Source organism: Kitasatospora sp. NPDC088346, assembly GCF_044740765.1.
Taxonomy (GTDB): Bacteria; Actinomycetota; Actinomycetes; order Streptomycetales; family Streptomycetaceae; genus Kitasatospora.
This window is the reverse complement of the sequence record NZ_JBIURH010000013.1, coordinates 55,509-67,519: the sequence shown is the minus strand read 5'-3', so window position 1 is coordinate 67,519 and position 12,011 is coordinate 55,509. Positions and strand designations below refer to the sequence as shown.

Here is a 12,011-nt window from a genome sequence, read left to right as displayed (position 1 = left end):
TCCGGGTCCTCACACCTGGGCCATGCCGCCGTCCGCGAAGAGCTCGACGCCGGTGATGAAGCTGGAGGCGTCGCTGCACAGGAAGACCGCGGCCCGGCCCATCTCACGGGGATCGGCGATCCGTCCGGTCGGGTTGCCCTCGCCCATGGTCCGGACGGCGGCGTCGACCTGGTCGGCGCCCTGCGCCATCGCGAGGGCGCTGCGCAGGGAGGCGGTGTCGACCGCGCCGGGGCTGAGGATGTTCATCCGGACGCCCGACCCCTTGACGTCCTGGATCCAGGCCCGCACGAAGTTGCGCACGGCGGCCTTCGAGCCGCCGTACAGGCTCATCCCGCGCGGCGGCTGGATGGACGCGGTGGAGCCGATGACCACGACCGTTCCGCCGGGCGGCAGTAGCGCCAGCGCGGGCTGGACGGTGAACAGGACGCCCTTGGCGTTGACGTCGAAGGTGCGGTCGAACTGCTCCTCGGTGATCGCGTCGAGCGGGGCGTGCGCGCCGATCCCGGCGTTGGCCACGACCGCGTCGAGCCGCCCGTGGCGCTCCTGGACCTGCCGGTAGGCGGACTGCATGTCGGCGAGCCTGGTGACGTCGGCGACGATCCCCGAGCAGTTCGGCCCGATCGCCTCGACCGCCGTGTCCAGTGCCTCCTGCGACAGGTCGGTGATGACGACGTGGGCGCCGTGGGCGACGAACTCCTGGGCGATGCCCAGGCCGACGCCGGATGCGCCGCCGGTGATGACGGCGACCTTGCCTTCGAGCTGACGGTTCATGGTTCTCCTCCTGGGGAGCGGGACGCTTCCCGGCGCCGCCGGCCGTGGCCGAACGACGTGGGGGCGTGCGCGGGTACGAGGGGGTGCGCGGGCATGCGGACGCGCCGGATGCGGGCGCCATGCCCTACAGTGGTAAGTGGAGGCGCCTCCAGTTCCTGAACTGTAAGTGGGGGCGTCTCCACTTAGCAACCCGGGACGACAGGAGACCGCCGATGACCCGTGAGACGGGGCGTCCGCTGAGGGCCGACGCGCAGCGCAACCGGGACAAGATCCTCTCCGCGGCCGTGCGGGTGTTCGCCGAGGACGGGCTGGACGCACACCTCGAACGCATCGCCAAGGAGGCCGGCGTCGGCTCCGGCACGCTCTACCGCAACTTCCCCACCCGGGAGGTGCTCATCGAGGCCGCCTACCGCAACGAGCTGAGCCGGCTGTGCGACGCCGCCCCCGATCTGATGGCCGCCCTCGCCCCGCGGGAGGCCCTGCGCGCCTGGATGGGCCGCTTCATCGACTACGCGACCGCCAAACTCGGCATGGCCGACGCCCTGCGCGCCCTCGTCGAGTCCGGCGTCAACCCCTACGCGCAGAGCCACGAGATGATGCTGGCCGCCCTGACCGCCCTGCTGGCCGCCGGAGTCGAGGCCGGCACCGTGCGTTCCGACATCACCGCCACCGACATGTTCGCCGCCCTCACCGGCATCGCCCTCGCCTCCGGCCGGCCGGACCAGCGCGAGCAGGCCGAACGCCTTCTCGACCTCACCCTCGACGGTCTGAGCACCGGCCGGTCCTGACGGTCCGTCCGCGGCGCCGCCCGGCGTGGTGTGGGAGGATCGTTCGGGTCCGATGCGAACGACCGCAAGGGGGAACGATGACGGGCCTGGTGCTGATCGGTGTCCTGGCGCTCGCCGTGGGCGGGTGCGTGTGCGTGGTGTGGGCGGACCGCGGCGGGCCCCGCTGGGTCCGCGTCGTGGCAGCCGTGACCCTCGCCGCCGGCGAGCTGGTGCGCGGTTCGGACCGGCGCCGCCGCCGGCGGCTGAACCGGAACGACGGCGGCGGCGACTGAGGGCGCCGACGGGCCGTGCCGGCGCCGGCCCCCGTCGGTCAGCAGTCGCAGGGGCAGCAGCAGTCGCAGTCGCACCCGTCGCAGCCGCTGCATCCGTCGCACGCGCAGTTGCAACTGTCGCCTATGCAGTCGCAGTTGCGCTGACACCAGCCGTCCCGTCGCTCCCTGCTGAACGGGTCGTCGTGCTCGCAGCAGGCCAGTTGGCACGTGCAGGCCATCAGTCCCCACACCGCGCAGCCGGCCAGCGCGCCGCGCGGGCTCTTGCGGGGTGGTTCCTCGGTCGGCGGCCGGTCGACGACCGAGCCCTGCGCCGCGGGTACGGACTGCGCGCAGCCGGCGCCGTGGCCGAAGACCCGGTCGACGGCGTTGCCGGTCTCGTGGGCGAGCAGCAGGTGGGCCAGCGCGCGGTCGGTGAACTCCACGTCCTGGAGGGCCAGTCGGATCCCCTGTACGGCGTCCCGGCACAGCCGTTCCGCCTCGGCCCGGTCGGTGCCGGTCGCGGTGAGCGGGTTCCAGGCGCCGTCGGCGGCGTCCCGTTCCTGGTCCTCGGCGGCGTCCAGCAGATGGGCGAGGCGCCCGAACAGCCGGCCCGCCTCGGCCAGCGCGGCGGCGTTGGCCGGCCGCCCGGCCAGCACGGCGGTGTGCGCGAACGCCGCGGCGGTCGCACTCTCGGTCGGTTCGGTGACCCGCAGCACCGAGCTGCCCGCGACGGCGTCCCGTTCCAACCGCCCCTGCCGGGCCGCCGCAGTGAGCAGGACGCCGGTGTCGAAGCCGACCACCGAGCCGCTGCCCGCGCTCTGTCGGTCCCACCGGCGGGCGACCGCCCGCGCCCCGGCCGCGACCGGCCGTCGGGCGAACGCGCCGTCGCCGTCCTGGACGTGGTCGCGCATCTTCACCGAGGCCAGGGCCAGCGACACGGCGGCGGCGAGCCGGGCCCCCTCGCCGTCGGCGACCTCCGCGCCGCGCATCCCGCGCAGCGGGCACGGGCCGGCCTTGCGGCGGCCGGCGGCGGACCCGTCCGGGCCGGGGACGCTCTCGCGCTGGGCCTCGACCAGGACCGAGATGATCAGGCCGTCGTAGTTGGTCGCGGTGCGGGCTAGCTGCCCGTGGTCGTCGCGCAGGGCCAGACACAGACCGCAGAGGTGGGCGAGCCAGTCGACCCGCAGCCGTTCCGACAGCCGGTGCCGGCAGGGCCTGATGATTCCGAACACGGTTCCCCCCATGGGCCGCGGCCGCCCGGCCGCAGTCGATCACTCATCGTAGGGGGCGCCGGGCGTGGCCGGTACCGCTGCGGCACGGCCGCCCGCGCCGCGTACGGCGGGGGCCGGGGGGTCATGGCCGGGACGGCTGGCCATGACCCCTTCCAACGGCCCGTCGGCAGGCCGGAGATGACTCAGGACGGCGGCCGGGCCCGGCGTTCGGCCGGCCCGGCGGGCCGTACGGTCAGGAGGCGCACTCCTTGCAGATGGGGCGGCCGTTCTTGTCCTTGCCCGCGAGCTGGCTGCGATGGTGGACCATGAAGCAGCTCGAGCAGGTGAACTCGTCCTGCTGCTCCGGCAGCACCTGGACGGTCAGCTCCTCGCCGGAGAGGTCGGCGCCGGGGAGTTCGAGGCCTTCCACGGCCTCGAAGTCGGCGTCGACCGAGCCGGTCGACTTGTCGTTGCGCCGGCTCTTGAGTTCTTCGATGCTTTCGTCCGATTCGTCGCTGTTGTGGCGCGGCGCGTCGTAGTCGGTTGCCAAAACGGGGACCTTCCCGTCGAGTACTGCACAGTGGTGGGTTTGTCGTCGCACATCCTGTCCTGTCCGGGCCGCGCGGGTGGCCCACGACAGGCTTCTCGCACCTTTTCGGATGACACCGCGCGGGGACGGCCGTCCGGCGCGCTGCCGGCCGCCGAGCCCGGGCGTCCCCGCCACGGCACCCCGAAGCTCCCGCTCCGCATGCCTGACCTGCGGCGTTGTCCGCGCAGGAGCCGGCGGCGGGCCGCTGCGCCGGTCACCGGGACCGGTCGCGGAGCCGGGGAGGATGTCGTCATGCCGTGCATTGTCCGTCGTCGGGACGGTTTCGGCACCATTTACCCGGGACCGGGTGCCCGGCACCCGCGGTCCGGGGACGCCCGGAGGACTCAGTCGGTCAGGTATCCGCCCGGGACGGAGGTGAACAGCGGCCCGTCCGGACCGCTCACCCGCCAGGCCTCGGCCGGCCCGTCCGGGCCGAGCTCCGGCGGGACGGCGATGGTGCGCCCGGTGTCGAAGTCGAGTTCCAGCCCGCCGCCCGTACTGACCCGCACGGCCGTGACCCGGGCGCCGACCAGGGCGCGCAGACCGTCCTCCGGCGCCATCGTCAGGCCGGGGTAGAAGTGCCGCACGTCGCCGGGGGAGGTCAGCCGGAAGTCGTTCTCCACGGTGACGGCGAGCCCGCCGGTGAGCCCGACCCGCAACCGGTGGCCGCCGTCGACGCTCTCCACCAGGTGCCCGCACAGCACGGTCTCGATCTGTCCCGCCACGCTCGCCTCCCGCCGTCCCACCGTCCCACCGTCCCGGCACCCGGACCCGGCGCCCCGACCGACCCCGCGCCCTGACCGTTCCCGCACCGGGGCCGATCCGAGTCTGCCCGCCCGCCCGGGCCCCCGCACCCGGGCCCCGCCCGTGCCCCCGCACCCGGGCCCGCACCCCGTCAGACCGGGAGGCCCCGGACCAGCTCGGCCGGCCCGCCGTCACCGTCGCGCACCGCGAGCGCCGCGCCGGTCCGCGACCAGGAGCTCGCCGAGAGCACCGCGCGGGCCTCGTCCGCCGTGAACAGCCGGGCCTCCACCACCTCGCCCTCCGGCAGCCGCGCGGTGGCGAGCTGCCCGGGCGTCACCGTGCCGCCGTCGAAGACGTGCACCAGCCGGGGCCGGTCGCCCGGCCGCCGGGGGTCCGGTGCCTCCCAGTCGAGCGCCAGCAGCCGCCCGGGTTCGCGCTCCCAGCCGAGTTCCTCGTGGATCTCCCGGCGGGCCGCCTCCCGCGGCAGCTCCCGGTCGGCCTCGACCCCGCCGCCGGGCAGGACCCAGTACGGCCGCTCGCCGGGGCGCGGCTGCAGCCGGACCAGCAGGATCCGGCCCTGCTCGTCGGTGAACAGCATCCGTGCCTTCGCCCGGATCCGCGGCCGGGTGGCGAGGTAGGTCGCGCGGTCCATCGGCGGGGGCGGCGCCGGCCGCTCGGTGTGCAGGGGCGGCAGGCCGGCCGGCCCGGTGTACGGCGCCGGCGGCACGGCCGTGTACCGGGCCGCGGTGTGCCCGACCGGACGGCCGACCGCAAGCTCCAGCGGCCCGGCCGAACGCGGCGCCCGGAGACAGGCCGTGACCCGCCGGGACAGCAGCGGCGGCAGGGCGGAGGCGGCCTGCTCGGGCGTCAGGTAGCCGTACCAGCCGAGTTCCCCCTCCTCCAGCCGCAGGACGTCGAGCTCGGCATCGGTGAGCGGCTCCGCCCAGTAGAGGAAGGCCGCGATCGGCGGGCGGTCGCGGTCGAGCGACCAGTCCAGGCAGGCCAGCGCGCCCAGCCGGGGGGTGATCCCGAGCTCCTCCTCGATCTCGCGGACGGCGGTGCGCCGCGGCGAGTCGTCCTGGTCCTCCCAGCCGCCGCCCGGCACCTCGACGGGGTGCTCGGCCGCGTACGAGACCCGCACCACCAGCACCCGCCCCTGCCGGTCGGTGAACAGCACCCCGGCCGCGGCGAGCAGTTCGCGCCCCTCGCCACCGGCCTCCGGATACCCCGTCATCGCGCCCCCCGTGCCTCGCCGTCGTGAACAGCATGCAGGACACCGCGCCGGATGCCCACGGTTGCGGCCCGGCCGCGCGAGGATGTCGGCACGCGCGTCCGAGGGAGTGCCGATGACCGTCCAACTGCGCAGGATCTACCAGGAACCGGCACCCGGTGAAGGCCGCCGGGTGCTGGCCGACCGGCTCTGGCCGCGCGGGCTGCGCAAGGACGCGGCCGCCTTCGACGAGTGGCTGCGCGAGGTCGCCCCGAGCAGCGAGCTGCGGCGCTGGTACGGCCACGAGCCGGCCAGGTACGAGGAGTTCCGCGCCCGCTACCTGGCCGAACTGGCCGAGCCGGCAGGGGCCCGGGCGCTGGAGCGGCTGCGCGCGCTGGCCGCCGCCGGGCCGCTCACCCTGCTGACGGCCACCCGGGACGTCGCGCTGAGCCACCTGACCGTCCTGGCCGAACTGCTCGAACGCCCGGGGCCCGGTCCCGGTTCCGCTGCGAGCTCGCCGTGAGGCCGGCGGGGCGCACGCCTCAGGTGCACCAGAACAGGAACGGCTTGCAGGTCGGCGAGGGCGACGGCGCCGGGCTGGACGGCCCCGGGCTGGGCCTGCTGCCGGTCGGCGCCGGGGTCACGGGCGCGGGGGCCTCGCTCGAACGGGTGGCGGAGACGGGCGCCGAGGACGCGCCGGACGCGGAACCACCGGGCTTGGGGCTGCGCCCGGCCCTGGACGGACCGGTCGGGCTCGGCGCCGCCGAGGTCGGGGCCACCGACATCGAGGGGATCACCACCACCGGGTGTTCGTCGGCCCCCGGGGTGCTCGCGGGCCGGGCGGCCGGCCCGCCGTCCTGCGGTGCGGCCAGCGCCACCACCCCGGCACCGCCGATCACCAGGCCGGCGGCCGTGATCAGGACCATCCGGCGCCCTCGCCCGGTGCGCCGCCTGGCCCGGCCGGCCGCCCGCGGCGCGCTGGCCGGCTCGGCCTGCGGCAGCGGTACGGCGGCGCTCGCGGCCGCTCCACAGCCGGGGCAGGAGTAGGCGCCGTTCAGGTGCCGTCGGCACGGGACGCAGTAGTTCAGCGGGATGCCGTGGTCCATATGAGCTTTCCGGATCGCCTCTGGTGTCCCGTGCTTCTCACGCGACGTGTCATGGACCCTACGCACGGCACTGTGGCGGTCGACAGGTGCCCGCTGTGAGGCTTTCGCGGAGATCCCATGCAAGGTTCCCGGTCGTTCGGGGACGCCTGCGGGCCGGCCCCGCGAGGGTGGCCGGCCCGTCGTGGTCACGCTGGGCGTGTGGGGTGCTCAGGCCATCGCCTGGGCCTCCGGGACCTCCTGGACCTGCGCGTACGGCGCCAGCTTCCGGATCGACTCGATGCTCTTCATGCACTGCTCGAGCGACTCCTCGGGGTCGCTGGTCACCACCACGGAGCCATTGCTCGCCTTGAGCCGGAACCGGTGGTTGCCCGCGGCGTCCTGGTAGATCTCGAACTTCCCTGCCATAGGGATCTCACACCTCTCGGTCGGTCGGTCCCCCTCCTGACGCACGGTAGGGCGGCACTCCCCGTGCGGCATGCCGGACCGGTCGTCCGAGTGACGGGCGCGCCCCGGTCCCGCCGCTGTCAGTGCCACCGCCTACCGTTCCCGGCCATGAGCATGATGGGCGAGTACGTGCGTCTGACCCCTGCCGAGTTCGACCGCGCGGTCGCCGACCCGGCCTGGGCCGAGGAGTACGTCGAGGAGTTGGCCGACGCCGAGCCGGAGCACCGCACCGACACCGCCCGGTGCCGCTTCCTGAGCATCGACCGGGCCTGGGACACGCTGGCGTTCCTGCTGCGCCGGACCGGCTTCCCGCTGGACGTCGTGCACGGCGGGGCGGACCTCCCCGAGGCCGAGGACTGGGGGTACGGCCCGCCCCGCCACCTGACCCCGGCGCAGGTCCGCACCGCGGCCGACGCGATGGCGGCCCTGTCCGGCGTCGACCTGGTCCGCGACGTCACCATGGCGGAGCTGGCGGGGGCCGGGCTGTACCCGCGGATCTCCGAGGAGGAGACGGAGTGGCTGGGCTACGTCGTCGACCACTACCGGGCCCTGGTGCCGTTCTTCCGGGCGGCGGCCCGCGACGGTGACACGGTCGTCACGTGGATCGCCTGACCGGTCTCACTCCCGTACGACCTCGCCGGCCGGCCGGTCCGTGCGCAGCCCGAGGTACCGGGGCTGGCGCAGCCGCCCGTCCCTGGTCCACTCGGTGAAGCCGACCTGCACCACCAGGTGGGGCGTCACCCAGTGCGGTCGCCGCTCCGGGACGGGCTCGCCGAACGGGCTGTCGGGCCGGGCCAGCCCGTCCAGGGCGGACCGCAGGGCCAGCAGGGTGCGCGTGTCGAAGCCCGTGCCGACCTTCCCGGCGTACCGCAGCAGTCCGCCCTCGTGGTAGCCGAGCAGCAGCGCACCGAAGCCGACCCGACTGCCCGCCGGGTCGGTCCAGCCGCCGACGACCAGTTCCTGCCCGGTCTCGCACTTGAGCTTCAGCCAGTCGGCCGCGCGCCCCGGCCGGTAGCGGCTGTCGGCCCGTTTGGCGATCAGGCCCTCCCAGCCCTGGGCACAGGCCTCGGCGAGCGGGACCGGGCCGTCCGCGCGGCGGTGCTCGGTGAACCGCAGCCGGTCGCCGTAGACCACCGACTCGCGCAGCAGCGCCTTGCGGTCGGTCAGCGGCAGGCCGGTGGTGTCGTGACCGAGCAGGTGGAGCAGGTCGAAGAGGAAGTACGTCACCTCGACCCCGGCGGCGACGGCGGCCCGTGGGTCGCGCAGCTGCATCCGCTGCTGGAGCCGGGCGAAGCTGGTGGCCCCGCCGGCGAGCGCGACGATCTCGCCGTCCACGGTGAACTCCGGGACGGGCTGCGCGGCGAGCGCCGCCACCAGCTCCGGGTAGCGCTCGCCCAGCGGTTTGCCGGTGCGGGAGTACAGCCGTACCCCGGACGCGTCCCGCCGGGCGAGCGCCCGGATGCCGTCGAGCTTGCGCTCCAGCAGCCAGCCGCCGTCGAACTCGCGCCGGCCGCTCGCGGTGGCCAGCATCGGGTGGATCTCCACCGCGCAGACGTACCCGACCGGCCGCGCGGGCAACCGGGTCAGCCGCCCAGCGGCCCCCGGTGGACCAGCCGGACCTCGCTGCCGGGCCGGCTCTGCGCCCAGTCGACCTGCCAGCCGCGCCGCGCGGCGACGGCGGCGAGACCGGTGGCGCCGATGCCCCGGTAGTCCCGCTTCTTGACCGTGACGACCGGGTCGGTCTCCGGGTGCTTGTAGCGGCTCCTGCCCTCGGCGTTGCGGGCGCGGTGTTCGAGCTCCCGGGCCACGGCCGGCGGGCCCACCCGCTGCAGCTCGGCGTCGGCCCAGGCCTCCCACTCCTGCGGGGTGCCGTGGCGTTCGAGCCGGTAGCGGCGCGGGGTGAGCGTCGAGCGGACGATGTTCGGTCCGACCGAGTCGCCGCCGGCGCCGAGCAGCGCGCCGACGAAGTAGACCGCGATCAGCACCGCCCAGGGCAGCAGCCACAGCCACTGCAGCCAGAACTGCAGGGCCAGCCCGACGGCGGAGCGCCGGGGCAGCGGACCGGCGGCGAGGCCGGCCGGGGGCGGGTTGTGGACGGTGCTCACCCGAAGGCCTCCGTGATCCTGGTCTGCTGCGGCAGGGTGACCCCGGCGGCCGCTTCCCCGGCCCCGGCGCCGCCCTCGGGCTCGGGCGCCCCGGGACGGCGGTAGCGCACGCTGTCCGCGGTGGTGGCCAGCATGGTCACGTAGTCGGGGAACTCCGGCAGCGAGGGGGTGCTGATCCGCATGACCACCAGGGTGCCGGTGCCCGGGACGGGGATGTAGACCTCGGCCTGGGCCAGTTCCAGCGTGGCCGGGCCCGCGTCGTCGGTCTGGCTCGACAGGTCGAGCACCATGCCGGACAGCACCAGGACGGCGGGGCCGCAGCTGACCTCGGTGCGGATCACCTCGTGCGCCGGGTCCAGGGACAGCAGCTCGACCAGGGCGGCGGCGGCCACCTCCGGGTCCGAGGTGTCCGCCTCCTCGGCCAGGATCACCAGCGTCGCCGTGGTGATCCGGTCGTCCTCGGTGCCCATCAGGCTGAGGCCGCAGTACACCGCGCCGTCCTCGGCGGCGTCGGCGGCGATCTCGCCGTACCACTGGGCCACGGTGTCCCGCTGGTACGCGGTGCCGCCGGACCAGATCTCCGCGGAGACCTCGGCGAGGTGCGCCGCGCGCTCCTCCTCCGGCATGGCGACGCCCAACGAGTGGAAGATGTACGGCACCTCCCAGTGGATGTCGTCCGGTTCGTCGACCAGGACGGGGGAGGGCTGCTCGGCGGTGGTCATCAGGCGGCTCCGGGGGCGAACTCGTGGTACAGCTTGGGCGCGTTGATGCCGAGGCCGGCGCCCTTGATGCCGATCTGGATGCCGCGCGACCACCAGGACTGGGCGCTCAGCTTGCCGGCCGCGTCGAGGCTGTCGGCGATGCCGGGCAGGCTGCGCAGCGGGGTCTTGGTGAGCAGCGGGCCGATGCCGAACTTGTGCATCAGGGTGCCGCCCTCGGCGGCCTTGCTGATGGCGCTGCCGGCCTCGGCGAGCTTGGGGACGGCGGCGGCGATCCTGCCTTCGGTGGCGATCGCCTTGACGCCCATGCTGACGCCCTTGATGCCCTTCGCGGCGGTGCCGACGAACGGCAGCGCGCCCACGCCGTCCAGCGCGATGGTGGTCCAACTGACGTTGGCGCCACCGAGCTTGGCGAGGCCGTGGGCGCCGGCGGCGATCACCGAGGCGCCGGCCGCACCGGCGCCGAGCGCGGCGGACAGCGGCGGGCACCACATGGTCGCGAGCGCGGCGATGCCGAGCACGGCGGAGGCGGCGCCGGCGATGTCGCCGATCTTCTTCAGGGTGTCGGCGTGCTTGGTGGCCCACTCCTTGATGGAGTTGCCGAGCTTCTTGAAGCCGTCGCCGATCTTGCTCCAGACGCTGGTGTGCGGCGCGTTCTGGTTGGCCTTGCGCAGGGCCTTGGCGGTCTTCTCGGCGTCGTCCTGGTGGTGCTCCAGCAGTTCCTTCGCCTGCTTCACGATGTCCTGCAGCTCGTCCTCGATCTGCGAGAGCTCACGTGAGGCGGTCTCCAACTGGCTGCTGGCGCTGTCCAGTTGCTGCTTGGCGGCGTTGATCTTCGTCTGCGCGTCGGCCAGCGAGCGGTCGTCCGTGAAGAACTGCCCGGCCAGCGAGAAGGCCGGGTCGTCCGCGGCCTGGTTGTACCGGGAGGTCGCGTCCGACTTGCGCGCCTCGGCGGCCTCCATCCGCTGCTTGGCCTCCTGGGCGGCCGCCTCGTAGCGCTTGGCGGTGTCCTGGTAGCCGGAGAGCTGCCGGCCCCAGCCGTCCAGCTGCCCGGACGCCGACTTCACCGCGTCCAGGGAGTCCTGCATGATCTGGGGCAGCTCGCCGACCTTGCCGGCGAACGCCGACGCGGCCTCGCCCTGCCAGCTGCCGCCGGCCTGCCCGACCGACACCAGGGTGCGGTGCGCGCTCTCCAGCGATCCGGCGGTCGCGTTCAGCTGGGAGACCAGCGCGTTGACGCTGTCCACCCGGCCGGGCGCCGGGTTGAAGCCCAGCGCGGGGAACTCCGAGTCCTCGCTCATGCCGACGCCCCCTTGAAGGCGTCGCGGATGGCGTCCTCGGTCTCCGCGTAGCCCTTGCGGGTCGCCTTGAGCCCCTCCTCCAGCTGCGCGGTGCCGTCGGCGATCTTCTTGATCGCGTCGTCCCAGCTGTCGTGGAACTCGTCGCACGCGTGGTCGAGCGTCTTGCTGCCGGTGGTCTTCGGTCCGGTGTCCCGCATCGAGTTCAGCGCCGATCGCAGATCGTCCTGACTCTGCTTCAGCTGCTGAAGGAGCCGGTCCAGATCGTCCACCTCCACCCGGAAGTAGTCCCCCATGTCGTACCTTCCCCGTCTGTCGTGAGCGAGCCAGGCACAGACTATTGGCCCCACGGGCCGGCACTCCGAGGGGCCCCCGGAGGCCTCCATGGGATTTTCACAACCGGAGCGCGCCGTGGAGGGGCCCCGGCCTCGCCACGCCGCGTCACCCGAAGGGACCTATGGTGGTCAAAGGGACGAACCGGAACCCTGGAGGTGGGCGAGATGACCGTTGCGGAGAACACCGGCCGGCCCCGGAGCCCGGCCCACAAGAGGCCCGGACCGATGAAACGCTTCACCACCGCCCTGCGCCACACCCCGGTGCTGGCCGTGGTCTTCTGGCTGGGCCTGGCCATCGGCATGACCGCCGTGGTCGTCCAGCTGGACAACCCGGTGGCCCTGGCCGTGACCAGCGCCATCTGGCTGGTGACGGTGGTGCTGACGGTCGGCTGGATGGTCGGCCACCCGCGACTCAGCCAGCAGCACCGCTCCGCGTGAAC

Annotated in this window: 17 protein-coding genes; 6 read left to right on the top strand and 11 right to left on the bottom strand. The window is 74.3% G+C overall.

Features of this window, described 5'->3' with window-relative positions:
- Positions 1-9: 9 nt before the first annotated feature.
- The gene (locus tag ACIOFR_RS19250; protein WP_400998629.1) at positions 10-771 is read right to left on the bottom strand and encodes an SDR family NAD(P)-dependent oxidoreductase; all 762 of its coding nucleotides are present in this window, start codon (positions 769-771) and stop codon (positions 10-12) included.
- 212 nt (positions 772-983) lie between these two features.
- Here ACIOFR_RS19250 and ACIOFR_RS19245 point away from each other — a divergent pair, with 212 nt between their 5' ends.
- Entirely contained in the window at positions 984-1,559 is a 576-nt protein-coding gene (locus ACIOFR_RS19245) for a TetR/AcrR family transcriptional regulator (RefSeq protein WP_400998627.1), read from the top strand.
- 77 nt (positions 1,560-1,636) lie between these two features.
- Positions 1,637-1,831 (top strand): hypothetical protein, encoded by a 195-nt coding sequence (locus ACIOFR_RS19240; RefSeq protein WP_400998624.1) that lies wholly within the window; start codon positions 1,637-1,639, stop codon positions 1,829-1,831.
- Between the two features lie 38 nt (positions 1,832-1,869).
- Here ACIOFR_RS19240 and ACIOFR_RS19235 read toward each other — a convergent pair whose 3' ends face one another.
- The 4 genes from ACIOFR_RS19235 to ACIOFR_RS19220 all read right to left on the bottom strand — a co-directional run bounded on the left by ACIOFR_RS19235 (position 1,870) and on the right by ACIOFR_RS19220 (position 5,588).
- Positions 1,870-3,042: a DUF5685 family protein gene (locus ACIOFR_RS19235; protein WP_400998622.1), complete on the bottom strand. Its 1,173-nt coding sequence runs from the start codon at positions 3,040-3,042 to the stop codon at positions 1,870-1,872.
- 232 nt (positions 3,043-3,274) lie between these two features.
- A complete protein-coding gene (locus tag ACIOFR_RS19230) occupies positions 3,275-3,571 on the bottom strand; it encodes a DUF4193 domain-containing protein (protein ID WP_371494842.1) in 297 nt (98 codons plus the stop codon).
- Positions 3,572-3,954: 383 nt separating this feature from the next.
- On the bottom strand, positions 3,955-4,335 hold the full coding sequence (locus ACIOFR_RS19225) for a DUF6188 family protein (protein ID WP_400998619.1): 381 nt from the start codon (positions 4,333-4,335) through the stop codon (positions 3,955-3,957).
- A gap of 170 nt (positions 4,336-4,505) precedes the next feature.
- Entirely contained in the window at positions 4,506-5,588 is a 1,083-nt protein-coding gene (locus ACIOFR_RS19220; protein WP_400998616.1) for an NUDIX hydrolase, read from the bottom strand.
- 112 nt (positions 5,589-5,700) lie between these two features.
- Between ACIOFR_RS19220 and ACIOFR_RS19215 the strand changes: the two genes are divergently transcribed.
- A complete protein-coding gene (locus tag ACIOFR_RS19215; protein ID WP_400998614.1) occupies positions 5,701-6,087 on the top strand; it encodes a DUF488 domain-containing protein in 387 nt (128 codons plus the stop codon).
- 44 nt (positions 6,088-6,131) lie between these two features.
- A complete protein-coding gene (locus tag ACIOFR_RS19210) occupies positions 6,132-6,611 on the top strand; it encodes a hypothetical protein (protein ID WP_400998613.1) in 480 nt (159 codons plus the stop codon).
- A 266-nt stretch (positions 6,612-6,877) separates the two neighbouring features.
- On the opposite strand, the gene ACIOFR_RS19205 is transcribed toward ACIOFR_RS19210, so the two are convergent.
- A complete protein-coding gene (locus ACIOFR_RS19205) occupies positions 6,878-7,075 on the bottom strand; it encodes a YegP family protein (protein ID WP_400998610.1) in 198 nt (65 codons plus the stop codon).
- A gap of 147 nt (positions 7,076-7,222) precedes the next feature.
- Here ACIOFR_RS19205 and ACIOFR_RS19200 point away from each other — a divergent pair, with 147 nt between their 5' ends.
- Positions 7,223-7,726 (top strand): YfbM family protein, encoded by a 504-nt coding sequence (locus ACIOFR_RS19200; RefSeq protein ID WP_400998607.1) that lies wholly within the window; start codon positions 7,223-7,225, stop codon positions 7,724-7,726.
- Between the two features lie 6 nt (positions 7,727-7,732).
- On the opposite strand, the gene ligD is transcribed toward ACIOFR_RS19200, so the two are convergent.
- From ligD to ACIOFR_RS19175, 5 genes are read right to left on the bottom strand one after another with little or no spacing between them, the layout of a single operon-like run.
- Entirely contained in the window at positions 7,733-8,644 is a 912-nt protein-coding gene (ligD, locus tag ACIOFR_RS19195) for a non-homologous end-joining DNA ligase (RefSeq protein ID WP_400998883.1), read from the bottom strand.
- A 53-nt stretch (positions 8,645-8,697) separates the two neighbouring features.
- Positions 8,698-9,219, bottom strand: coding sequence for a hypothetical protein (locus ACIOFR_RS19190; protein ID WP_400998606.1), 522 nt, complete (start codon positions 9,217-9,219; stop codon positions 8,698-8,700).
- A complete protein-coding gene (locus tag ACIOFR_RS19185; protein WP_400998604.1) occupies positions 9,216-9,941 on the bottom strand; it encodes a hypothetical protein in 726 nt (241 codons plus the stop codon). Before ACIOFR_RS19185 ends, ACIOFR_RS19190 begins: the two co-directional genes overlap by 4 nt.
- Positions 9,941-11,239 (bottom strand): putative T7SS-secreted protein, encoded by a 1,299-nt coding sequence (locus ACIOFR_RS19180; protein ID WP_400998602.1) that lies wholly within the window; start codon positions 11,237-11,239, stop codon positions 9,941-9,943. The genes ACIOFR_RS19185 and ACIOFR_RS19180 overlap by 1 nt, the downstream gene beginning before the upstream one ends.
- Positions 11,236-11,532 (bottom strand): WXG100 family type VII secretion target, encoded by a 297-nt coding sequence (locus ACIOFR_RS19175; RefSeq protein ID WP_400998600.1) that lies wholly within the window; start codon positions 11,530-11,532, stop codon positions 11,236-11,238. Before ACIOFR_RS19175 ends, ACIOFR_RS19180 begins: the two co-directional genes overlap by 4 nt.
- Positions 11,533-11,736: 204 nt before the next feature.
- On the opposite strand from ACIOFR_RS19175, the gene ACIOFR_RS19170 reads away from it, so the two are divergent.
- Positions 11,737-12,009, top strand: a complete 273-nt coding sequence (locus tag ACIOFR_RS19170) for a hypothetical protein (RefSeq protein WP_400998598.1) — start codon at positions 11,737-11,739, stop codon at positions 12,007-12,009.
- The last annotated feature ends 2 nt before the right edge of the window (positions 12,010-12,011 follow it).